The sequence below is a fragment of the Methylobacterium sp. Leaf100 genome (genome assembly GCF_001422845.1).
Taxonomy (GTDB): Bacteria; Pseudomonadota; Alphaproteobacteria; order Rhizobiales; family Beijerinckiaceae; genus Methylobacterium.
Window position 1 is genome coordinate 172,440 of record NZ_LMMW01000056.1, and the last position, 21,884, is coordinate 194,323.

26 protein-coding genes are annotated in these 21,884 nt (G+C 71.1%); 10 read left to right on the top strand and 16 right to left on the bottom strand.

Annotated elements, in window-relative coordinates:
* Positions 1-61: 61 nt before the first annotated feature.
* Positions 62-463: a hypothetical protein gene (locus ASF25_RS18340; protein ID WP_056306339.1), complete on the top strand. Its 402-nt coding sequence runs from the start codon at positions 62-64 to the stop codon at positions 461-463.
* An 87-nt stretch (positions 464-550) separates the two neighbouring features.
* On the opposite strand, the gene ASF25_RS18345 is transcribed toward ASF25_RS18340, so the two are convergent.
* Complete coding sequence (locus ASF25_RS18345) at positions 551-772, bottom strand: hypothetical protein (protein WP_056172371.1); 222 nt, start codon at positions 770-772, stop codon at positions 551-553.
* A 350-nt stretch (positions 773-1,122) separates the two neighbouring features.
* On the opposite strand from ASF25_RS18345, the gene ASF25_RS18350 reads away from it, so the two are divergent.
* From ASF25_RS18350 to ASF25_RS18360, 3 genes are all read left to right on the top strand, one after another.
* A complete protein-coding gene (locus tag ASF25_RS18350) occupies positions 1,123-1,329 on the top strand; it encodes a hypothetical protein (RefSeq protein WP_056172368.1) in 207 nt (68 codons plus the stop codon).
* A gap of 413 nt (positions 1,330-1,742) precedes the next feature.
* Positions 1,743-2,150 (top strand): DoxX family protein, encoded by a 408-nt coding sequence (locus tag ASF25_RS18355; protein WP_056306398.1) that lies wholly within the window; start codon positions 1,743-1,745, stop codon positions 2,148-2,150.
* A gap of 203 nt (positions 2,151-2,353) precedes the next feature.
* Positions 2,354-2,965 carry a hypothetical protein gene (locus ASF25_RS18360; protein WP_244473094.1) on the top strand — a complete coding sequence of 204 codons (612 nt, stop codon included), beginning with the start codon at positions 2,354-2,356 and terminating at the stop codon, positions 2,963-2,965.
* Here ASF25_RS18360 and ASF25_RS18365 read toward each other — a convergent pair.
* Complete coding sequence (locus tag ASF25_RS18365; RefSeq protein ID WP_056306340.1) at positions 2,955-3,614, bottom strand: methyltransferase; 660 nt, start codon at positions 3,612-3,614, stop codon at positions 2,955-2,957. The two genes, ASF25_RS18360 and ASF25_RS18365, sit on opposite strands and share 11 nt — an antisense overlap.
* Positions 3,611-4,762 (bottom strand): glycosyltransferase, encoded by a 1,152-nt coding sequence (locus tag ASF25_RS18370; protein WP_056306342.1) that lies wholly within the window; start codon positions 4,760-4,762, stop codon positions 3,611-3,613. The genes ASF25_RS18365 and ASF25_RS18370 overlap by 4 nt, the downstream gene beginning before the upstream one ends.
* 91 nt (positions 4,763-4,853) lie before the next feature.
* Here ASF25_RS18370 and ASF25_RS18375 point away from each other — a divergent pair, with 91 nt between their 5' ends.
* The 4 genes from ASF25_RS18375 to ASF25_RS18390 all read left to right on the top strand — a co-directional run bounded on the left by ASF25_RS18375 (position 4,854) and on the right by ASF25_RS18390 (position 9,306).
* Positions 4,854-5,276 carry a GNAT family acetyltransferase gene (locus ASF25_RS18375; RefSeq protein WP_056306344.1) on the top strand — a complete coding sequence of 141 codons (423 nt, stop codon included), beginning with the start codon at positions 4,854-4,856 and terminating at the stop codon, positions 5,274-5,276.
* A 76-nt stretch (positions 5,277-5,352) separates the two neighbouring features.
* Positions 5,353-6,621 carry a DNA topoisomerase IB gene (locus ASF25_RS18380; protein ID WP_056306346.1) on the top strand — a complete coding sequence of 423 codons (1,269 nt, stop codon included), beginning with the start codon at positions 5,353-5,355 and terminating at the stop codon, positions 6,619-6,621.
* A 133-nt stretch (positions 6,622-6,754) separates the two neighbouring features.
* Positions 6,755-7,765: an SDR family oxidoreductase gene (locus tag ASF25_RS18385; protein ID WP_056306348.1), complete on the top strand. Its 1,011-nt coding sequence runs from the start codon at positions 6,755-6,757 to the stop codon at positions 7,763-7,765.
* 134 nt (positions 7,766-7,899) lie between these two features.
* Positions 7,900-9,306 carry a cytochrome ubiquinol oxidase subunit I gene (locus ASF25_RS18390; protein WP_056306350.1) on the top strand — a complete coding sequence of 469 codons (1,407 nt, stop codon included), beginning with the start codon at positions 7,900-7,902 and terminating at the stop codon, positions 9,304-9,306.
* A 2-nt stretch (positions 9,307-9,308) separates the two neighbouring features.
* Here ASF25_RS18390 and ASF25_RS18395 read toward each other — a convergent pair whose 3' ends face one another.
* From ASF25_RS18395 to ASF25_RS18435, 10 genes are all read right to left on the bottom strand, one after another.
* The gene (locus ASF25_RS18395; RefSeq protein WP_056172343.1) at positions 9,309-9,980 is read right to left on the bottom strand and encodes a response regulator transcription factor; all 672 of its coding nucleotides are present in this window, start codon (positions 9,978-9,980) and stop codon (positions 9,309-9,311) included.
* A gap of 213 nt (positions 9,981-10,193) precedes the next feature.
* On the bottom strand, positions 10,194-11,090 hold the full coding sequence (locus ASF25_RS18400) for a diguanylate cyclase (RefSeq protein WP_056266647.1): 897 nt from the start codon (positions 11,088-11,090) through the stop codon (positions 10,194-10,196).
* Positions 11,091-11,176: 86 nt separating this feature from the next.
* Positions 11,177-11,632: a hypothetical protein gene (locus ASF25_RS18405; protein WP_056306352.1), complete on the bottom strand. Its 456-nt coding sequence runs from the start codon at positions 11,630-11,632 to the stop codon at positions 11,177-11,179.
* Between the two features lie 197 nt (positions 11,633-11,829).
* A complete protein-coding gene (locus ASF25_RS18410) occupies positions 11,830-12,090 on the bottom strand; it encodes a hypothetical protein (RefSeq protein ID WP_082479073.1) in 261 nt (86 codons plus the stop codon).
* 171 nt (positions 12,091-12,261) lie between these two features.
* Positions 12,262-12,420, bottom strand: coding sequence for a hypothetical protein (locus ASF25_RS23290; RefSeq protein WP_200918827.1), 159 nt, complete (start codon positions 12,418-12,420; stop codon positions 12,262-12,264).
* Positions 12,421-12,566: 146 nt separating this feature from the next.
* A complete protein-coding gene (locus tag ASF25_RS18415) occupies positions 12,567-12,902 on the bottom strand; it encodes a hypothetical protein (RefSeq protein ID WP_056172336.1) in 336 nt (111 codons plus the stop codon).
* A complete protein-coding gene (locus ASF25_RS18420) occupies positions 12,899-13,063 on the bottom strand; it encodes a hypothetical protein (RefSeq protein ID WP_156369063.1) in 165 nt (54 codons plus the stop codon). The genes ASF25_RS18415 and ASF25_RS18420 overlap by 4 nt, the downstream gene beginning before the upstream one ends.
* A gap of 262 nt (positions 13,064-13,325) precedes the next feature.
* Complete coding sequence (crcB, locus tag ASF25_RS18425) at positions 13,326-13,694, bottom strand: fluoride efflux transporter CrcB (RefSeq protein ID WP_082502924.1); 369 nt, start codon at positions 13,692-13,694, stop codon at positions 13,326-13,328.
* Positions 13,695-13,719: 25 nt separating this feature from the next.
* A complete protein-coding gene (locus tag ASF25_RS18430; protein ID WP_056306355.1) occupies positions 13,720-14,862 on the bottom strand; it encodes a complex I NDUFA9 subunit family protein in 1,143 nt (380 codons plus the stop codon).
* Between the two features lie 201 nt (positions 14,863-15,063).
* Positions 15,064-15,780: a sulfate transporter family protein gene (locus ASF25_RS18435; RefSeq protein ID WP_056172332.1), complete on the bottom strand. Its 717-nt coding sequence runs from the start codon at positions 15,778-15,780 to the stop codon at positions 15,064-15,066.
* 198 nt (positions 15,781-15,978) lie between these two features.
* Here ASF25_RS18435 and ASF25_RS18440 point away from each other — a divergent pair, with 198 nt between their 5' ends.
* Together ASF25_RS18440 and ASF25_RS18445 are read left to right on the top strand one after the other, a co-directional pair.
* Positions 15,979-16,977: a kelch repeat-containing protein gene (locus ASF25_RS18440; protein WP_056306357.1), complete on the top strand. Its 999-nt coding sequence runs from the start codon at positions 15,979-15,981 to the stop codon at positions 16,975-16,977.
* 67 nt (positions 16,978-17,044) lie between these two features.
* Positions 17,045-18,379, top strand: a complete 1,335-nt coding sequence (locus ASF25_RS18445; RefSeq protein WP_056306359.1) for an NAD(P)/FAD-dependent oxidoreductase — start codon at positions 17,045-17,047, stop codon at positions 18,377-18,379.
* Positions 18,380-18,438: 59 nt separating this feature from the next.
* Here ASF25_RS18445 and ASF25_RS18450 read toward each other — a convergent pair whose 3' ends face one another.
* The 3 genes from ASF25_RS18450 to ASF25_RS18460 all read right to left on the bottom strand — a co-directional run bounded on the left by ASF25_RS18450 (position 18,439) and on the right by ASF25_RS18460 (position 21,487).
* Complete coding sequence (locus ASF25_RS18450) at positions 18,439-18,654, bottom strand: hypothetical protein (protein ID WP_056172325.1); 216 nt, start codon at positions 18,652-18,654, stop codon at positions 18,439-18,441.
* A 34-nt stretch (positions 18,655-18,688) separates the two neighbouring features.
* A complete protein-coding gene (locus ASF25_RS18455) occupies positions 18,689-18,925 on the bottom strand; it encodes a hypothetical protein (protein WP_056306361.1) in 237 nt (78 codons plus the stop codon).
* 117 nt (positions 18,926-19,042) lie between these two features.
* On the bottom strand, positions 19,043-21,487 hold the full coding sequence (locus tag ASF25_RS18460; protein ID WP_056266628.1) for an EAL domain-containing protein: 2,445 nt from the start codon (positions 21,485-21,487) through the stop codon (positions 19,043-19,045).
* Between the last annotated feature and the right edge of the window lie 397 nt (positions 21,488-21,884).

Sequence of the window (21,884 nt, forward strand, 5' to 3'; positions counted from 1 at the left end):
TGACCCGGGGAAGAGGCCGCCGCTTCGGCGCCTCGCTGCTGTATCGGGATTCGATTCGACGATGCCATCGAACACGACACGACCCGCCTGGCTCGCCGCCGGCCTCCTCGCCGCGACGCTCGCGGGTGCGGTGAGCCAAGCCCACGCCTCGCCCTGCGCGGACGAAATCGCGGCCCTCGAGGGCAAGGTGAAGAATCAAGCCAAGGAGTCGATCTCGGCCTCCACGAGCGGCCAGGCCGATGCCGGCGCGCGCGGCGGCGAGGGTGGGGCGTCCGGCGGCAATCCGAGCACGCACCCCACAACGCCACCGGAGAAGTCGGCCGAGGCCGGCAAGGGCGGCGACAAGGCGATGCAGGCCAAGGTCGCCCTCGACGAGGCCCGCACCGCCGATGGCAAGGGCGACGCCAAGGGTTGCAGGGAGGCCCTCGGGCGCGCCAAGCAGCAGCTCGACGCGGCCCCTTGAGCGGGCGGCGGAGCGGCCCGGACGGGCGGGCTCCGCACGCAAGGACCGTCGTCTCGTCCGACGAGACGCCGGGCCGGGCGGCACCCCTCAGGCGGCTGCGCTGAGGGCGTGCTTGTTGCCGTTGAGGCCGGCACAGAGGTCGTCGATGGCGGCCAAGTCCAGGGCCTCGCCGGAATGCCCGGCGATGGCGTCGATCAAATGATCCTGCTGCGGATTAAATGGATTTCCCTGCAAACGATAGAATTGATAATACCGCAGCGCAGCGATCACTGTATCCCGCTCGCGTTCGGTCATTGCAATACTTTGCATGCCACTCAATTTGACCTCATCCAGACTGCGAGGTGGCTGAGCGTAGGGAGTGCTCATGCCTGAGTAAAAGATGTAAACCAGCCGCGATGCCGACGTCTACCACTTGACAGCGGCGCGAAAACGGGCGGCGGGCCGCGTCGGAATGGGGGGGCGGACGCAAGTCTCTGGCACCGCGCCATTTCTCTTCGATCCAACGGTCACGCTTTTATTTCGCGCCTGTCGCCCGAGTCGCGGCGGACCGGTGGCCGATCGCCGGAAACGCATCCTTAACCCTGCTATGCGATCGTCGCCGGGTCCGACCACGCCGATCCGGTGCTGTCGTGACGACGCGGCGAGAGGGGGCTTTTCGAATGCCCGAGACGCACGGCGAACGATCTCATGGCTCCCATGCCGCGGCTGCGACGGAGGCGGGTTCGGTACGCCGTCCGCCGGCCCTGGCGCCGCACGTCCGGCGCCACCTCGGCCACACCCTGCGGGCCTTCTATCCGGCGGATCCGGCCGAACCCGTGGGCGAGCGGATCGAAGCGTTGCTGATTCGGCTCGGCAAGATCGGTTAGCATCGCTTGCCCCGACGGTGTCCCCGGGACACGGCGCTGGAGCCGGCACAGGAGCAATTGATTCACGCCGTTCCGCATTGCCGGGTCGGCCGGGCCGTGGCGTTCATGAACCGGCCAGAAGCGTGGCCGTAAGGCTGGCGTCCCGGTCCTCGAAGCCTAAGATTCCATCGCCATGCTCGTCCTCGCCCTCGTCGTCGCCGGCAATATCCTGTTGGCGGCCCTGTTCTCCCTCGTCGCCGTCGCCGCCGACTGAACGGGCGCCCCCGCGCGCCCTCTTCCGTGCCGCCCGGCACGGTCCGGTTCGCGGACGCCCGCCGGTGCCGCCGGGGTGGATCGACGCACCGTACGATTCGTGCTCGATGCGGGGCTCCCTCGCCTCGGGTCCCGAGGCGTTCCTCGGAGCACGACACTGCATGAACACCAACGCCCTCTCGGTCACCTGGGCCCCGCGCCTGCTCAGCGTCCTACGCATCATGGCGGGGCTGCTGTTCCTCGCCCACGGGACGCAGAAGCTCCTCGGCTTTCCCGCACGCATGGGTGGCGGCGGCGCGCCGGAACTGGTCTCCCTGATCGGGATGGCGGGCCTGCTCGAACTCGTCGGCGGCGCGCTGATCGTGCTCGGCCTGTTCACCCGGCCGGTGGCGTTCGTCCTGTCGGGCCAGATGGCGGTGGCCTACTTCATGGCCCATGCGCCGAAGAGCCCGTTTCCCGCCCTCAACGGCGGCGACGCGGCGATCCTGTTCTGCTTCGTGTTCCTCTACCTCGCCGCCGCCTGCGCCGGCCCGTGGAGCCTCGACGCCCAGCGCCGCGGCCGGTTCTAACAAGCGCCGCGGCCGGTTCTGATCGCGCCCTTCCCAACGTAAGCTGTGCCGTTCGTCACCGCCCCGGCGGCGCCGGCACGGCATCGTCCTGACACCGGGCCGATCGGGGCCGGACGGACCTTCAGACCATGAGCGCTTCCCTCTCGCCGGCCCCCTGGGACAGTGCGCTGGCGTCCTCCGAAGGGGCACGCCAGCGCCTGCCGATGGCCCTCAAGCTCGCCTACACGGCTTTCATGGCCGTGCTGGTGCCGACCTACGGGTGGTATTACGGGCCGACGAACTTCCTCTACTTCTGCGACATCGCCCTGATCCTGACCCTCTGGGGGATCTGGACCGAGCGCGCGCTGCCCATCTCCATGGGCGCCGTCGGCATCCTGGCGCCGCAGGTGATCTGGGTGGCGGATTTCACCGCCGGCCTGTTCGGCCTGCCGATCACCGGCATGACCGACTACATGTTCAAGTCCGAGAATTCGCTCTTCCTGCGCGGCCTGTCGCTGTTCCACGGCTGGCTGCCGTTCCTGCTGATCTATCTCGTCTGCCGCCTCGGCTACGACCGCCGCGCCTGGGCGGCGTGGTCGGGCCTCGCCGTGGTGGTGCTGGCGGTCTGCTTCTTCGCCATGCCAGCGCCGCGCCCCGATCCCGGCCTCACCCCTGTCAACATCAACTACGTCTGGGGCATGAGCGACACCGCCGCACAGACCTGGATGTCGCCTTACGCCTGGTTCGGCCTCCTCGTCGTCGGCATTCCGCTCGCCCTGTGCGGGCCGACGCACCTCGCCCTGCGCGCCGTGATGCCGAAGGCCGTCAGGCGATGAAGCGCCAGACGCTGCTCTGCTTGATCTCGGCATCCTCCAGGGACCGGCTTACCGGCACCGCGTAGGTGGCGAGCCGTTCGAGCCGGTCGCGCGGCAGGTAGGACCGGCCGGGATCGCCCACCAGCACCGTGGCGCCGCGCGCATGCAGCCCGGCCAGCCACGCGGTGACGCGCTCGGCGAGGTCGCATTCGTAGAAGATGTCGGCGGCGAGCACGACGGCGCTGCCGGGATCGGAGCCGATGAGGTCGTCGCGCACCGCCTCGATGCGGTCGGCGACGCCGTTGGCCGCCGCGTTGAGGCCGATGGCGGGGATCGCGAACCCGTCGAGGTCGCTCGCCGTCACGTGGATCGCCCCGGCTTTCGCCGCCGCGATGGCGACGAGTCCGGAGCCCGAGGCGAAATCGAGGACGCGGCGCCCGGAGACGAGCTCGGGGTTGTCGAGGATGTAGCGGGCGAGCGCCTGTCCCCCCGCCCAGGCGAAGGCCCAGAACGGCGGCGGCAGGCCGATGGCCTCGAGCTCGTCCTCGGTCTTCTGCCACAGGGCGGTGGCCTCGTCGGCGACATGCAGCACGATCTCGGGCGCGTGGGGCACCGGCAGCAGCCGGGTGTTTTCACGGATGAAGGCGAGGGGATCGGGCGAGGCGATCATGCGGCGAGCTCCGCGTAGATCGCACAGACGGCGCCGGCCACGGCCGCTTCCGTGAAGTCCCCCGCCCGGATGCGGTCGCGTGCCGCTTCGCCCATCCGCACCACGAGTCCCGGATCGGCGGCGAGGCGCGCGAGGGCGGCGGCCAGCGCCGCGGAATCGTCGGGCGGGACGACGAAACCTTCGAGTCCGTCGCGCACCAGGGAGCGGCAGCCCGGCACGTCGGTGGTGAGGAGCGCGCGCCCGCAGGCGGCCGCCTCCAGCAGGGTGCGGGGCAGGCCCTCGCCGCCCCGCGAGGGCAGGCAGGCGGCGTGGTGGGCGGCGTAGGCCCCGGCGACGTCGGCGGTGGGCCCGTGCCACGCGATCCCGTCGCGCGACCAGTCCCGGAGCGTCGCCTCGGGGATCGCCCGGCGGTTCGAGGGGTCTGGCGCGCCGTAGAGGGAGAGCTCCACCGCCACCCCGTCGGCGCGGGCGCGGCGCACAGCCTCCACGGCCGTATCGACGCCCTTCGACCACAGCATCCGGGCCACCAGGGCGACCCGCAGGGGCGGGGTCGGCGGCAGGGGTCGGGGCGTGAAGGCCTCGGGATCGACGCCGGCCCCGCCGACGAGGGTGACGGCGGTGTCGGCCGGGTCGAGGCCGAGCGCCCGGGCGTCGTCGGGATTCTCGAACAGGAACCGGGTCCGCTTCGAGGCGAGCGGTCCCCGGATGAGGCCGCGCAGCGCCAGGCGCGACAGCCGGCCGGTGGCGTCGGCGCGGGCGCCGAGGAGCCCGAGGCCGGTCACCGCGTAGACCCGGGCGGGGATGCCCGCCATGGCGGCCGCGGTGCCGCCGACCAGGATGGCGCGGAGCGCGATGCAGTGGACGATGTCGGCCTTCAGCGCCTTGAGGATACCGGCGAGCTGGCCCGCCGCGTACCCCGCCGCCATGGGGTTGAGGCTCGAGCGCTCCGCCTCCAGGTGGACCACCCGCGCACCCGTGGCCTCGATGGGCGCGCGGTGAGCGCGCACCCGCGTCACCACCGCCACGGTGAGACCCATGGCGACGGCCGCCCGCGCCAGGGGCAGGAAGTGCGAGGCGAAGAACCAGTCCTCGGTGACCACGAAGACCAGGGTTTTTCGCGCGTGGGGCGGGTGGGGCGGCGTATCCATCCCTCAGCCTGTAGCATGCCTCGCCGCGCAGAAAGGCAAGACCGCACCAGGACAAGACCGCACGAAGACAAGACCGCCGGAGGACAAGTCCATGCAAACGACCGAAAGCCTGACGATCCGGCCGTTCGAAGCCGACGACCGCGCGGCGGTGATCGCCCTGTGGCGCGCCTGCGGCCTCGTGGTGCCCCACAACGATCCGGACGCCGACCTCGACCGCGCCGCCGGGCGTGCGAACTCCGACGTCCTCGTCGGCGTCACGCCGGGCGGGAGCGTCGCCGCGAGCGTGATGGTCGGCCACGACGGCCATCGCGGCTGGCTCTACTACGTCGCGGCCGAGGCGCGGGGCCGGGGCCACGGCCGAGCCATGGTGGCGGCCGGGGAAGAGTGGCTGCGGGTGCGGAAGATTCCCAAGGCGCAGCTCATGATCCGCGAGAGCAACGTGGGCGTGCGCGACTTCTACGCCGGCCTTGGCTGGAACGCGGTCCCGCGCATCGTCATGGAGCGCTGGCTGTAGCGCGATGTCGCGCCCGGAACGGAGCGGCCCGGCCACCGGTTGTCGCCTCACGAAATCATCCGGGGGAGCGTTTCGCATGACGTCGGATCGGGACGAGGACGGCACCGTCGCCGATCCGCGGGACGCGGCCGAGGAGGCGGGCCTCGCCTATGTCGACGAGTCCACGCCGGGGCTGACCCGCCGCCGGAGCGGCACGGGCTTCGCCTACCGCGACCCCAAGGGCGCCCCGGTGCGCGACGCGAAGACCCTGGCCCGCATCCGGGCGCTGGCCATCCCGCCCGCCTACACCGACGTGTGGATCTGCGCGCGCGCCAACGGCCACATCCAGGCGACGGGGCGCGACGCCAAGGGGCGCAAGCAGTACCGCTACCACGCCGACTTCCGCGCTGCCCGGGACCAGACCAAGTTCGAGCACATCATGACCTTCGCCGACGTGCTGCCGGGCCTGCGCGCCCGCGTCGACGCCGACATGGGCAAGGCCGGCCTGCCCCGCGAAAAGGTGCTGGCGACGGTGGTGCATCTTCTGGAGACCACGCTCATTCGGGTGGGCAACGACGATTACGCCCGCACCAACAAGAGCTTCGGTCTCACCACCCTGCGCGACCGGCACGCCACGATCGCCGGCGCCAAGCTCACCTTCCGGTTCAAGGGCAAGAGCGGCAAGACCTGGGACCTCGGCGTGAAGGACCGGCGCGTGGCCCGGATCGTCAAGGCCTGCCAGGATCTGCCCGGCCAGGAGCTGTTCCAGTACCGCGACGCGGACGGCGCCATCCGCGACGTGACCTCGGCCGACGTGAACGCGTACCTGCGCGAGATCACCGGCCAGCCGGTCACCGCCAAGGATTTCCGCACCTGGGCCGGCACGGTGCTGGCCGCCCTGGCGCTGCAGGAATTCGAGGCGTTCGACAGCCAGGCCGCCGCCAAGAAGAACCTTCGGACGGCCATCGAGAGCGTGGCGAGCCGGCTCGGCAACACGCCGACCATCTGCCGCAAGTGCTACATCCACCCCCAGGTGCTCGACGGCTACCTCGAGGGCGACCTGCTGCTGCAGGTGAAGCACGCCGTCGCGGACGAGCTGCGCGACGACCTTACGCGCCTGAAGCCCGAGGAGGCGGCCGTGCTGGGGCTGCTCCAGGCCCGGCTCGCCAGGGTGAGCAAGGCAACGCCGGTCAGGACGGCCACGCGTAAGACCAAGGCCAGCTCCCAGGCCAAATCTAAGGCCGCGACCAAGTCCGTCGGCAGGGCGGGATCGAACGGACGGGACACGGCGTCCGGCTCCGAAAGGCGCACGAAATCCCGGTCGAAGGCCCCCGATGCCGGGACGGCCGACCGGCCCACCGCCTGAGACCCATCCCGACCGCTGCCGCGAAGACGTGTCGTTTGGGCACGGACCTCCCTCCGCAACCGGATTCGAACACGTCCGTTGCCGAGGACGCGTCCCGGCAGGCTCGCCGGACGGATCTGGATTTTTGGATAGCATGGCACGCATCGCGGTCGTCACGGGCGGGACCGCCGGCATCGGGCTGGCGACGGCGGAGCTGTTCGCCAAGCGCGGCTGGGCGGTGGCCGTCATCGCCCGCGATCCGGATCGCCTGTCGGAAACGGAGGCCCTTCTCAAGGCCTACGGCCGGCCGGTCCTCGCCATCGCGGCCGATGTCGCGGATGCCGAGGCCGTCGCGGGGGCGGCCGAGCGGGTGGAGCGCGAACTCGGCCCCATCGACGCCTGGGTCAACAATGCCATGGCGACCATCGTGAATCCGGCCGACCGGATCACCCCCGCGGAGTACCGGCGCGTCACCGAGGTGACTTATCTCAGCCAGGTCTACGGGACGCTCGCGGCCCTGCGGTTCATGAAGCCGCGCAACCGCGGCGCCATCCTTCAGGTGTCCTCGGGCCTCGCCATCCGGGCCGCACCGCTCCAGGCTCCGTACTGCGCCGCGAAGTTCGCCGTCACCGGCTTCACCGATGCCCTGCGGTGCGAGCTCATCCACGACCGGGTCGCGGTCTCTCTGAGCATCGTCTACCTGCCGGCGGTCAACACGCCGCAATTCAACTGGGCCCGCAACCGCACGGGCCACGGCCAATACGCCCCCGACCCGGTCTACGACCCGCGCCTGTGCGCCGAGGCCATCGTATCCACGGCGGCAAAGCCGCAACGGGACGTCTGGGTCGGTCGCAGCGTGCTGATGATGCATGCGGCACAGGTGATCGCGCCCGGCTTCGCCGATTCCAAGGCCGCCAGCATGTGGGACGCCCAACTCACGGACGCACCGGCTGCGGACAAACCCGGCAATCTGTTCGAGCCCGTTCCGGGACCGGCCCGCATCGACGGGCGCTTCGGCGACCGTACGGAAACCACGCGCAGCGAGTATTGGACCAGCCGCGAGCGCGACTGGATGCTGGCCGGCCTCGGCGGTCTCGCCGCCGTGGGTCTCGTCGGTGCGCTCGCCCTGGCGCGCGGTCCGCGCCGTCGGCTCCCGCGCGCCTGAAGCCGAGGGCTGCGACCAAGCCGCGCCGCGCGCGCGAATTTACAGTAGAGTAGACCGATTCGAGCAAGTTCTCCCGGGCCTGTCCTTCCGGACAAGTCCCGCCGGGGGACGCGGGCCGGACGGGAGGATGATCCATGGATGTCGATGCGCTTCTGCTTTCGCGGATTCAGTTCGGCTTCACCATGGCCTTCCACATCATCTTTCCGGCCTTCACCATCGGGCTGGCGAGTTTCCTCGCTCGCCTCGAAGGCCAGTGGTTGTGGACCGGCAACCCCCTGTACCAGAACCTCTACCGCTTCTGGGTGAAGGTCTTCGCGGTGTCGTTCGGCCTCGGCGTCGTGTCCGGCATCGTCATGAGCTACCAGCTCGGCACCAACTGGTCGCGCTACGCCGACTTCACCGGCAACGTGCTCGGGCCGCTGATCCAGTACGAGGTGATTACCGCGTTCTTCCTCGAGGCGGGCTTCCTCGGAATCATGCTGTTCGGCTGGGAGCGGGTGGGGGACCGCCTGCACTTCGTCTCCACCTGCATGGTCGCCATCGGCACCCTGATCTCGGCCTTCTGGATCCTGTCGGCCAATTCCTGGATGCAGACGCCCGCCGGCTTCGTCGTCGAGAACGGCCGGGCGGTGGCCACCGACTGGTGGCAGGTGATCTTCAACCCGTCCTTCCCGATCCGCTACGCCCACATGGTAATGGGCTGCTTCCTCACCACGGCCTTCGCGGTGGCGGGCATGTCGGCCTGGATGATTCTTCGCGGGCGGAAGGAGCCGCCGGCCAAGGTGGCCGGGGCGCGTGTCTCCCTGTCCATGGCCCTGTGGTTCGCGGTGATCTGCACGCCGCTGCAGATCATGATCGGTGACTCACACGGGCTCGCCGTGCTCAAGCACCAGCCGACGAAGCTCGCGGCCATCGAGGCGAACTGGGACCGGCAGGCCAACATGCCGCTGCTGCTGTTCGCGATCCCGAACATGAAGGAGGAGCGCAACGATTTCGAGATCGGTATCCCGAAGCTCGGCTCCTTCATCCTCACCCACGACTTCTCCGGCGTGGTGCCGGGCCTGAAGGACGTGCCGCCCGATCAGCGGCCGCCGGTCTGGCCGGTGTTCTACTCGTTCCGCATCATGGTCGCCATCGGGCTGGCGATGCTCGGCCTGAGCCTCTGGAGCCTGTACCTTCGCTGGCGCGGCACCCTCTACACCAACCGCTGGTTCCTGAATGCCGCGATGCTGATGACGCCGTCCGGATTCGGCGCCGTGCTGTTCGGCTGGTTCACCGCCGAGATCGGGCGCCAGCCCTACATCGTCTACGGGCAGATGCGCACGGCGGACGCGCACTCGCCGCTCACGGTCAACGCGGTCACCACCTCCCTCGTCGCATTCCTCGTCGCCTACGCGATCATCTTCGGGTTCGGCTCGTACTACCTCGCCAAGCTCCTGCGCAAAGGCCCGGAGCCCCTGGAGGAGGCGGTCCGCGGCGAGGATGTCGCGCGGAAACCCAAGCGGCCCCTCTCGGCGCTCGACGAAACGGTTCGGGCGTAGCGTCAGAAGCCGGCCGGGAGGGCGAACTGGCCCGTGGACGGGCCGGCCGTGCGGCGCACGGGGGTGGATCCCTCGGTGTCCGTCACGGGGGCGAGACCGAGCTGGCGGGCCAGGGCGACGAGGTCCTTGAGGCGACCGGTCTGGGTCTTGCGGCGCAGGTTGAGCCGGTGGGTCTCCACGGTGCGGACGCTGAGGCCGAGGCGGCGGGCTACTTCCTTGTTGCTGAACCCGGCACTGAGGAACCGCAGGATCTCCGCCTCGCGCGGGGTCAGGCCGTCGGTGGGGGCCATACCCTGCGCCGGCGCGTCCAGGCCGGCCAGGGCCAGGATGGCGGCGCAGACGACCCGGGCGGAGGCGGTGCGGGCGACGAACATGTCGGTGCCGGCCGCGACCAGCCGCGCCATCGCGGCGGCGTCCAGGGTCTCGAAGGCGGCGACGATCTTGAGGCCGGGACACCGGGCCCGCAGACCGCCGATCCGCGCCACCCCACCTTCGGGATCCCCGTCGCCGACGACCACGAGGGCGACATTGGCCCCGGGCACGTCCGATCCGCCGCGGGACAGGTCCGCTTCGCTCACCGTGTGCAGGGTCGGCTCGTGCTCGAGGGCCGCCCGAAAGCTCGGCTGCAGCCCGTGCGGCTCATCGACGATCAATACTCCAACGGCCTGATGCATGCCGCAATCCCCCTCATGTGCCACCACGAGACACCGCGGCAGTACTGCGAAGGTTCACTTCAAGATCTGTTCCAGGCTTCTGTTTACCATGTCTTGTGTGATTTCAAGATCAGCGCGGAGGGGCCGGGCGATGCCAGTGACGATGACTCCGCGGGATGCCGTACGCCGCTGTCTCGCGGCGGTACAGGCCGAAGTCCCGATGGGAGAGGGGGATCAGCCGGCGCGGGCGAGGATCAGGTCGGAGGTCGCGGTGACCACGCGGTTGCGGCCCGTGGACTTGGCTTCGTAGAGCGCGATGTCGGCGCGCTTGACCAGGCCCTCCACCGTGTCGGCCTCGATCCAGTCGCTGACGCCGAAGCTGCAGGTGAGCCGGATCGGTGCCCGCGCCCCGCGGATGCGCAGGGCCTCGATTCCCCGGCGCAGGCGCCCGGCGAGGGTCTCCGCTTCCGCCGCCGGACGATGCGGCAGGACGATGCCGAACTCCTCGCCGCCGAGGCGCCCGACGATGCCCTCGGTGCCGATCTCGCGGGCGACGGCCTGGATCGCCGCATCGCCGACATCGTGGCCGTACTCGTCGTTGATGCGCTTGAAGTGATCGATGTCGAGGAGGATCGCCGACATCTTGCCGTGGTTGCCGGCCCGGTCGGCCGCCTCGCGGGCGCGCTGGTAGAAGGCGCGGCGGTTGAGCAGGCCGGTGAGCGAATCCGTCTGGGCCAGGCGGATCAGCTCGCTCTGCATGGTGGTGAGCCGGTCGGCGGCGCGGAGCCGGGCGTGGAGCTCCTCGGGGCCGGGCGGCTTCTCGATGAAGTCGTCGGCGCCGCTGTCGAGGGCTTCGGCAAGGTTTCGGGCGTTGCGCGCCGAGGACATGGTGATCACGTACAGAGGCCGATTGGCCTCCGCCAGCAGACGGGCGGACCAACACAGTTCCAGGCCGCTGAGGGGCCTGACTTCGAGGCTGGTGATCAGGACGCGTACGGATTGTGTGGTCTCGACGAAATCCAGGGCCTCGCTGGAGTTCGTGAAGGCCGTGACCGTATGCCCGTTGGGCTCGAGCAGGGCGGCGATCATCTTGAGAACGACGCGGCTGGTGTCGACGAGAACAATATGCATGGCGTGCCCCTCACGTTTTCGGAAGGTATCGCCGAGAGATTAAATTGTTGCCAAGTTTTCTCGCCGCCCGCGATGCTTCGCCAAGCTCAGCGCAACGTTGCCTGCCGGGCCGGTACGCTCACGGGCACGACGCGTGCGCCCCCGGCCGACGCGTATGGCGTGGCGGACGGCGCCGGGGCGAACCGGCTCGCGCGGTCGCGTGCGAGCACCCGTGGTCCTGGCGTCGTACGCGCTTTTGCGGTCGCGCGGGCGGTGGGTGCAGGCGATTCGATCACGTAGACGGTGGGCGTTCCGACGGGCGCAGGGTGGATGCCCGAGACGGTGGGGACGCCGTAGGTGCCGTAGCCCCAGGCGCTCGGGACGATCTGGTCGGGCCGCGGAAACCGGGTGAGGGGTGCGCCGACATAGTCGCCCCGGATCGCGGAGCCGGCGTAGCCGTGGCCCGGCCCGACGTCGCCGTAGATCGCCTGTGCCTGCGCGCCGGCGAAGGTCGCGCACGAGAGGGCGGCTCCCAGCAGGGTCGCCTTGAGACGCGTGATCATCGGTGGCGCACTCCGCAACGGGGCCTCGTTCCTGGCCGGCATCATGAGGCACAAACCGCCGGACCGCCCCGGCGTTCCGGCGGGTGGGGGAGGGGAAGAGTGCGTAGGCCTCGGCCCGACGAAGAAACCCGCCTCGCGGCGGGTCCGATCCACGGGGGATCGCGTCGTCCTCCGGTCCGCGACCCTCGCGGGGTCGCTCAGCGGCAGGTGGTGACCCGCCGGACGATCCAGCCCTCGCCATCGACCCAGAGGCGGCGGCGCGAACGGCTGCAATTCGTCAGGTCGTCGTCCCCCTCGGTCATGGCCGCGACGGCCGTGATCGGACGGTTGGGAAGGGCGGACGCCTCGGACGAACCCTGGTTCGCGGCGGGCGCCGCCTGGGCGCCGGAAAGGCCGACGCACGTGACAAATAGGGCGCCCGCGGCCATGGCGGACAGCCGTGTGTGAAAGACCGACATATCTGAATCCTGACCGCGCACCGCTCGGTACCCTCGACCACCGTTCGGAACGGCCGCGAAGGCCGCTCTCGCTACGACAGATCAAGTCGCGGCGGGCCGGAAGGGTTGCAGGAATTCAGGCGCCCCGGTGGCAGAAAAGTGTCGTTCGCCCCAAGACCAGGCTTCGCCGGCTCAGGGATTCGCCGTCACGGTGATCATCGGAAGGGTGACGGCGACCTGTGCGTCGCCCGGCAGGCCACCGGGCGAGGACGGAAGCAGGATGGCGCCGAGCCCGAGAAGTAGGCTGAACCCGAGCAGGGATACCTCGATGCCGCGATAGAATCCGTCCATGCCGCGCCCCTTCCCAGTGCCTGCGGCCATGATCCGCTACGGTGTGTGAGGAAAGGGTAACCTTGAGTGAGGAAGGGACCTTGGGTGTGGAAGCGGTACCCGCGCGCAGTTCGGATCCGCGGGCGGCCCGCCCCGCCCGCGTCGCGTCAGGCGGATCCGGCGGCCGGCATGCGCAGGAGATCCGGCTGCGGCGGATGAAGCAGGGCGGCGGCGAGGTTGGCCTCGAGGACGATGAGGTCGCAATCGGGGTCGGGCTCCCAGCCGCACCCGCATCCGCCGGGCTGCTCGTGGGCCCGGGCCACCTGCCGGTAGAGGGCGCCGAGGGTCCGGGCCGCCGTTTCGAGGGCCTGCATGGCCGGCAGCGGCGCCCGGTTGAGGCTCTGCCAGAACGCCCGGCGCAGGGACTCGTCCAGGGTGTCCTCGGCCGAAGCCGCCTCGGCGCAGGCGTGAGGGGCGGGGTCGGCGTTGAGGCGGGGGTTCACGCGGGCGTCCTCCGGCGGATGTGGGCCGCGACCGGATCCGGGGCGGTGGCGACGAAATCGATGAAGTCGGTCAGGCGGTGCAGGCGCAGGTCGATGCAGGAGCCGTCCCACCAGGCGAGCTGCGCATAGCCCCGGACCCAATCCAGTGCCCGTTCCATCATCGTCGCCTCCCTGCCCGTCGCCGAATCGACGATGACAGCAATGCAGTGCAACAAGATGGATTTCAATCGTATTGGGAAACATTGGAATGCGTATAAATCGATGCTTCGAGCCTAAAAGACCCAGCTTCGATTTGGATCAATTCCAGGTCTTCGGTAAAATCCGAGCGCGGGCATGGGTTTGCCGCGTCGGCCCGCGAAGGGACGGCGGACGGGAGACGACAAACGGGGACGACGAAAAAAGATCGAGCGCGGTGACCGCCCGCTACAGCAGCGTTCGCATGGCCAGGAGTCCCAGCAGGAGGCCGCCGAGGCCGATCCAGACGGAGCCGAAGATGTAGGCGAGGGCGGCGGCATTCTCCCCGCGCTGCAGGAGGACGACCCCGTCGAGGGCGAAGGTCGAGAAGGTGGTGAATCCGCCGAGCACCCCGGTGGCGAGGAACAGCCGCAGGGGCTGGCTGCCGCCGCGCAGGGCGTACCAGCCCACCAGCACCCCCATCAGGGTCGAGCCCAGGATGTTGATGGCGAGGGTTCCGAAGGGAAAGCCCTGACCGAGGCGCACGGCCGCGAGGCCGACGCCGTGGCGGGCCATGCCGCCGAGGCCCGAGCCGAGGAAGACGAGGAGGAACCCCACCGCGACGCTCACGGGGCGCGCCGTCTCAGCCGCGGGTGCCCCAGCGGGTGCCCATCCGGCTCGGCTGGCTGGCGTCGGGGCCCAGCGCCGGCCCGCTCGGCTTCGAGGGCGCGTAGGGCACCGGGGCCAGGGTCTCGGGGACCTCGGATTCCACCGCGACGCGGGGCTTGGCGAACTGGCCGGCGGTGCGGAAGCGCCAGAGATAGCCCGGCACCACCGCCTCCATGGTGGTGGGCTGGAGGCCGATGCCCTCCAGGGTGCGTCCCTCCGCCTTGGCCGCCTCCGAGACGACGTTGTCGGACTGGAGCAGGGTGACCTGATCGCGGGTGAGCTTGAGGGAATCCGGCAGGAGGCCGAGGGTGAGGGTGTCGACGATCTCGAGGGCGCGGGCCTGGAGGCGGGCGACGGGCAGGGGTAGATCGAGCACCTTGCGGCGGCGCATGATCACCGTGAGCATGTAGCGCACGATGGCGTCCAGGGTGGCGACCTCCGGGCCGCCGAGCTCGTACACCCGTCCGGCCGGCACGCGGCCCTCCACCGCCCGGGTCACCGCCTCGGCGACGTCGCCGACATAGACCGGCTGGAATCGGCTCCGGGCCCCGGCGAGCGGCAGCACCGGCAGGACCCGGGCCAGGGACGCGAAGCGGTTGAAGAAGCTGTCGCCCGGGCCGAACACCAGGGACGGGCGCAGGATCACGTGCTCGCCTCCCGCCTCCCCGATGCGGGCCTCGCCCAGCGCCTTGGTGCGGGCATAGGCCGACGGCGAGCCGGCATCGGCCCCGATGGCCGAGACGTGGACGAGGGGCGCCCCGACGGCGGCGGCCGCGCGGGCGATCTCGCCGGCGCCCTCGGCCTGGAGCTTGGCGAAGCTCTGGCGCCCGGTCTCCTGCAGGATGCCCACGAGATTGACCACCACGTCCGCGCCGTGGACCGCCGCCGCGATGGATTCGGGGTAGCGCAGGTTCGCCTGCACGGCGACGATCTGGCCGACCTTGCCCAGCGGCTGGAGGAACAGGGCGAGGTCGGGCCGGCGCACGGCGACCCGGATGCGGTAGCCGCGCTTGGCCAGCGCCCGGACCACGTGGCGGCCGAGGAAGCCGGAGCCGCCGAACACCGTGACGAGCTGGGCGTCGGGGCGGGTGAGGGGAAGGGTCTCGAAGCCGGTCATCGCTCTCAAACGTCTCGAAAAGCGGCCCCGGTGCGCCTGGCCGTGCCCCGATCGGGTCACGGGTCCGCGCCGGTCCTGGACGGGTGCCGGAACCGGCAGGCTTCAACCGGCAGGCTTCGACGGGGGACTATCTAGAACAGTTCCGGGCCCTGGGGGAGCCGGATGCCGACGAAAACCGCCGGCCTGTCACCCGGGGGCGCGTCAGCGCAGGCGCGCGGGCGCCTCGGGCGGGGCGAGGGGGGTGCGCCGGCTCAGGCCCTTGTGGACGTGGACCATCAGGGCGATGCCGAACAGCGGCGTGAGGAGGTTGAGGACCGGCACCACCATCAGGCCGGCCAGAAGCGCGCCGGCCGTGAGGGTGGTCGGCCCGTAATGGCGGCGCATGGCCCCGGCCTCGTCCATGGGCCGGAAGCGCCCGGCGGCGAGCTCGAAATACTCGCGCGAGAGCAGGTAGGCGTTGGCGCCGAAGAACGCCACGAGGTTCACGCCCGGCACGAAGAACAGGATCAGGGCGACGAGGTTCACCAGGAGGGCGAGGCCCGCGAAGCGCACGGCGTAGAGCATCGCCCGGCCGAGCGGCAGGGCGGTGCCCGGCGGATCGTGGGGAAAGTCCGTGCGCTCGACGATCTCGGCCGCGTCGTCGAGGAAGAAGCCCGCCACCAGGATCGAGATGGCCGGCATCACGTAGGCGAGCCCCACGAACAGGCCGGCCCCGGCGAAGAACACCGCCAGGGTGTCGAGGAACGGATAGTCCACCGAGAGGTGGTGCTGGGACAGGAACCAGTTGATCGCCCGGGTGAGCCCGGCCCAGACCACGATGAGCAGGCCGACGGTCAGCCCGAGGGACTTCCACAGGATCGCCCGCAGGGGCGGCGAGAAGACCTGCCGGAGGGCGGCGAAGGCGGCCTTGAACAGCATGCCGTGTCTCGAATCCCGTCTTCGTGTCGGATCGTCCGGCGCGGGCGCCGTTCCCGCACGCACGTCCCGAAGGTTCTGCCGGCACGGTTCTGGCGGCGCGGGCGGGTGGATGCAAGGGTGCCGCCGCACACGGTCCGCGTCCGGCAGCCTTAGGCCGCCCTGCGCGTTCGTCCCCGGAGCCCAGCCGGAGCCGACGCCATGCGTGCCTTCCTCGCCGTCCTGATCCTCGCGGCCACGATGTCCGCGAGCGCGCATGAGGCCGTGGGCACCCATGAGGCCGTGGGCACCCATGAGCGCCTGGGGGCAGGGGGGCCGGAGGGGTCAGGCACCTGGCGGGCCGCCGCGCCGGCCCCCGCCCCGCGCTCGGAGGTGGCCGTCGCCGCGCTGGCGGGCCTCGCCTACGTGATCGGCGACTACAACGGGGCCACCGGCCTCCTCGTCCACGATCCGGCCACCGGCGCGTGGGGGACGGGGGCGGCGTTCCCGACGCCGATCCATCACGCCATGGCGGCGGGGTTCGGGGACCGGGTCTACGTCTTCGGCGGCTACGGCGCCGGCTGGCGGGCGAGCGACCGGGTCTGGGCCTACGATCCGAAGGCCGATGCTTGGAGCCCGCGCGCGCCGATGCCGAGCGCCCGGGCGGCAGGGGGCGCGGTGGCGATCGGCGACCGCATCCACGTGGTCGGCGGCAGCGTCTCGGGCGGCGGCAACGCGGCCGGCCATGCGGTCTACGACCCGGCGCGCGACCGCTGGACCGAGGCCGCCGCTCTGCCGACCCGGCGCGACCACCTCGCCGTCCAGGCCGTGGACGGCCGCCTCGTCGCCATCGGCGGGCGGATCGACGGCGACCCCGCCCGCAACCGCACCGTGACCGAGATCTACGACCCGGCCGCCGACGCCTGGCGCACGGGGGCGCCGATGCCGACGGCCCGGAGCGGGGCCGCGGCGGCGGTGCTCGGCGGACGGATCTTCGTCATGGGCGGCGAATCGGACGCCCGCACCTTCGGCGCCGTCGAGGCCTACGATCCGGCGCGGGATGTCTGGACCCGGCACGTCCCCCTGCCCACCCCGCGCCACGGCTTCGGCGCCATCGTGGCGAATGGGCGCATCCACACCCTGGTGGGCAGCCCGAAACCGGGGGGCGACCGCTCGAGCCTCGTCGAGGTCCTCGACCTCGGCGACGGGGCGCGGCGCTGACGCTGCGCGTTGCCGCGCATCGCCGGCCTCTGATAGGCCGACAGCCGAGCGAGCCCCGGACCCGACCATGCGCAGACCCGAGCACGACAGCCTGCCGCCCAGCATCGCGCCGCGCCTCGCGCCCCTGCCGGCCGCCGCGGAGGTGATCGTCATCGGCGCAGGGGCGGCCGGGATCGCGGCGGCGCGGGCGCTGACGCAGGCTGGGGTCGCGGTGGCGGTGCTGGAAGCGCGCGGCCGGGTCGGCGGGCGGGTGGCGACGGCCGCCCTGCGCGGCCACGCCGTCGATCTCGGCGCCCACTGGCTCCATGCGGGGCCGATCAATCCCCTCGTGCGCCTCGGCGAGGCCCGCGGCGAGCCCCTGCGGATCGCCGCGCAGGCGAGCCACGTCCGGGTCGGACGCCGCGCCGGCCGTCCGTCCGAAGCGGCCGCCCTCGGGCGCGCCTTCGCGGCGGCCGATCGGGCCATGAGCGACGGTGCGGCGCGCGGCGGACCGGACCGCCCCGCCGCCGGCGCCCTGCCGCCGGGGCTCGGCCCCTGGGGCCGCCGGGTGGAACTGGTGCACGGCCTCGTCTCGGGCCGGCCCCTCGATGCGGTCTCGCTGCAGGACTTCCCCAGCATGGAGTACGGCGACAACCGCTTCATCGCCGGCGGCTACGGCGGCTACCTCGCCCGCCTCGCCCAGGGGTTGCCCATCGCCCTCGACAGCCCGGTGACGGGGATCGACTGGGCCGGGTCGGGGGTGCGCGTCACCCTGGCGGATGGCGGCGTCCGCACGGCCCGCGCCGTGATCGTGACGATTCCCACCATGGTCCTGCGGGACGCGTCCCTGTTCACCCCGGCCCTGCCGCCGGCCGTGGCAGCGGCCATCGAGGGGTTCTCCGTCGGCATCTACGAGCACGCGGTGCTGCACTGGCCGTCCTGCCCGTTCCGGGGCGCCGACCGCCTCGCCAGCCTCGTCGGTGGGCCTTTTCCGGTTCCGGGGCTTCTCACCCGCATCGACGGCACGCCGTTCCACTACTTCGAGCTCGACGCGCCCATGGCGGCGTCCCTCGACGCGCGCCGCGCCGGCCCGGACGGGGTGCGGCGGTTGGTCCGGCGGGCGCTGGAACAGCATTTCGGCGCCCGCGCCCTGCACGACCTGTCGATCCCGGTGGTCAGCGAATGGCGCCACGACCCCTGGTCGCGCGGCTCCTGGGCGGTGGTGCCGCCGGGCCATGCCGGCGCCCGCCTGAGCCTGCACGCCCCCGTGGGCGAGCGGATCTGGTTCGCCGGCGAGGCCCTGTCGCGCCTGCAATGGGGGACCGCCGGGGGCGCCTACGCCGAGGGCCTGCGCGCGGGCGCGGAGGTCGCCGCGATGGTGCGCGGCGGGGCGGCGCCGGATCGCGCCGCAGACATCGCGTGACTTGCTCCGCGTGACTCGCGGGCCGTGCCTTGCGCCCCGTCGCGGCTCGGACGGATTGGTCAGCTGCGTTCGGGCCGCGTCGGCGGCGGGTCGCCCGCCCCCTCACGCAGGGCATCCTCCAGGCGGACCAGCGCCGTCGCGATCCGGTGCGGCAGGTCCGTGCCGTCGGCCAGGGGAAACGCGTCGGCCAGGGCACGGTCGACGCCCGTCCGGAACGGGCTCCGATGGCCCGGCCCGGAGCGGGGCGTCCAGATACGGGATGCGGACGCTGTCATCGTGCTCGGGCTCACTTGCAGGCTACAGGCCAGGCTATTTGCGCTTCAGGACGTCTCGCAGCGGAAACGAGGCCCGCACGACGCGGTCCTCGTCCGTAATCTCGAAGACCTGACCGTTCACTTCCTCGCCAGCCCGAAGCTTCGAGGAGAGAATGTCGCGCGCGGCCAGCAGGGCTTCGCGACAGGCAGCCTCGACATCGGGCAGGAGGCTTCCTTCCTCGTCTTCGATGAGACAGTCACCATCACGTATGTTGATGAAGAAGCGCGGCATGTCCGACCAACGCAGGAGATGCTGCGGTGTTGCCGTACGATAGCGTCCCGGCTTCGTTTAAGATTGATCGCAGGGTCTTCCCGTGCGGTGAGCCCGCCTCCTGTGCGCTGGAAAAGCCTATGCGGCGACGCGCGCGTCCGTGATTTCGTCGGAGAAGATCGCCTGGAAGCGGTGGGGCAGGGTTGCGATGAGGCCGTCGATCTCGGCGCTCGGGCGGCCCGGACTGAACAGGAAGCCCTGGATGTCGTCGCAGTGGCGCGCCCGCAGCATGGCCGCCTGCTCGACGGTCTCGACGCCCTCGGCCGTGACGGTGATGGACAGCTTGGCCGCGAGCGTCAGGATCGCCTCGATGATCGCCAGGCATTCGTGCCGGGTGCCCATCTCGTTGATGAACGAGCGGTCGATCTTGATCTTGTCGACGGGGAACCGGATCAGGTAGCTCAGGGACGAGTAGCCGGTGCCGAAATCGTCGAGCGCGATGCGCACGCCGAGCCCGCGCAGTTCCTTCAGGTTCGACACGGTGGTGCCGTTCATCTCGAAGAACACCGACTCGGTGATCTCGAGTTCGAGGCGGTCGGGCGCGAGGCCGCTGGCCTCCAGGGCCTGGAACACGTCAAGGACGAAATCGGCGTGCCGGAACTGCGTCGGCGAGATGTTGACGGCGATGCGGATCGGCTCGGGCCACCGCGCCGCCTCCCGGCAGGCCTCGTGCAGCACCCAATGCCCGATCACCGCGATGAGGCCCGAGGCCTCGGCGACGGGAATGAAGTCGGCCGGCGAGACCGGGCCGCCGGGATTGCGGGTCCAGCGCAGGAGGGCCTCGAAGCCGCGGACCTCCCCCCGGGCGAGGCCGACGAGGGGCTGGTAGTGCAGGCTCAGCTCACCCTGGGCGATGGCGCGCTTGAGGTCGACTTCGAGGTCCCGGCGCTTCAGCACCGACGCTTCGAGATCGGGGGTGAATTCCGACACCTCGCCTCGGCCGGCGGCTTTGGCCCGGTAGAGGGCGAGGTCCGCCCGGCCCAGCAGGGCCTCGGGCGTCGTGGCATCGTTCGGGGCCAGCGCGATCCCGATGCTCACCCCGATCTCCACCTGCACGCCGTCGATGAGGTAGGGGAGGCTCACCTGCCCGATCACCGTGCGGGCGAGGGCGAAGGCATCGTCCGCGTCGGCGCAGGGATGCAGGATGGCGAACTCGTCGCCCCCGAGGCGCGCGACGAGGTCGCCGGGCCGGGCGAGGGCGCTCAGCCGCGTGGCGACGCCGGTCAGCAGCGCATCGCCGAGGGCATGGCCGAAGGTGTCGTTGACGATCTTGAATCCGTCGAGGTCGAGATAGAGCAGGGCACAGGGCTGGCCCGTCCGCTCCGCGCGCTCGCATTCCATCGAGGCGAGATCCTGGAACAGGGCCCGGTTGGCGAGGCCCGTCAGGGAATCGTAGCTCGCCAGGTAGGCGATCCGGGCCTCGGACTGGCGCGCGACGGTGATGTCGACGCCGATCCCGCGAAAACCGAGAAAACCGCCCGACCGGTCGTAGAGCGGCTTGCCGCTCAGCCGCCACCATTGCGGCGTCCCGCCGAGGGTCACCTCGACGACGCGCTCGCGGAACGCCTGGCGCCCGGCCACGAGGGCGACGAGTTCCGCGGCGGCGGCGCCCGGGGCGGCCGTGGACATCTCCGCGTCGCGGAACAGCGTCTCGAACGGGGCGTCCCGGAGCCGCGTCGGGGATCTTCCCGAAATCTCGCCGAGGCGCTGCGAAACGTTCTGCAACCGGCCGTCGGGATCGGTTTCCCACAGCCACTCGCTGGCATTCTCGGTGAAATCGTTGAGAAGGAGGCCGATGGTCTCGTTCTGCTCGGCGACCCGGACGCGATCGACGATGCGCCCCATGGACACGTGCGCCATACGTCTGGCGGTGAACAGGATGAAGCCGGCGTAGATCACGAACAGGACCGCGAGGACGCGGGCGACGTCGTCGCCGCGTGCCGCCAGCGCGAGGAATCCGCCGATGACCACGGGCACGGCGAACAGGGTCGCCACATGGCGGATCGGTCCGAGGGCATAGGCGGTTGCCATCAGCCCGGCGCACACGGCGACCACGTAGGTGCCGTGGTCGGGATCGGCCCGTACGAACAGGGCCATCGGCATCGTCGCCCAGGCGAGGCCGAGGCACAGGGCGAGGAGCCGGACGGTCGTCTGCCCCTTCTCGACGCGCGCTGCGGACGACGCTTCGCGGCGATAGAGGGAGGCGCCGGCGATGAAGGCGGCGGAGGGTAGGACGACGCCGGCGCACAGGGCGAGCAGGTAGGCGTCGGAGGCCTTGTTCCAGAACAGCAGCAGGACCGTGGCGACGACGACCACGTGCGTCAGGCCGATATGCACGCTGAGGTGAAGCGTTTCCTCGAGCTGCCCCGTCGCGGTCGCGATCCTGTACCGGGCGGACGCCGCGTCCCGTGCCGCGGGGGCGTCGAAGCCGGCGGCCTCGAAGGTCGCGTCCCGGCTCCGCGCCGAGACGCCGGTGGCGAGACCGGTGACGGCCGCCCGGAGGGTGGCCCCGCGGTGCGACAACGCGCGTGAGCCCGGAGTGGGACTTGAACTCGAAGTGCGACTTGAGCCCGAGATGGGACTTACGCCCGAAGTGGGACTTACGCCCGAAGTGGGACTTGAGCCCGAAGTGGGACTTGGCATTCGGAAGGTCCCGTTTCCGTTCAGCGTCCACCCTCCGCCGGAAAGGGACGGTGCACCCTGCGCGCGAGTCCTTTGAAGGATCGTTAAGCGCCCGCTTCGGTGAACGGAACGCCATCGTACGCGATCGCCGCACGAGCCCGAACCCGGATGGATCGCGGCCGCCTGCCCCGCGGGTCGACCTCGCGGCGATCCACGGCGGGGCGGCGCTTGTACGAGTCGGTTCCGGGCGGGAACGCCGACGAAAAACGGCGCCTGACGACTAAAAATGTTCTTCTTG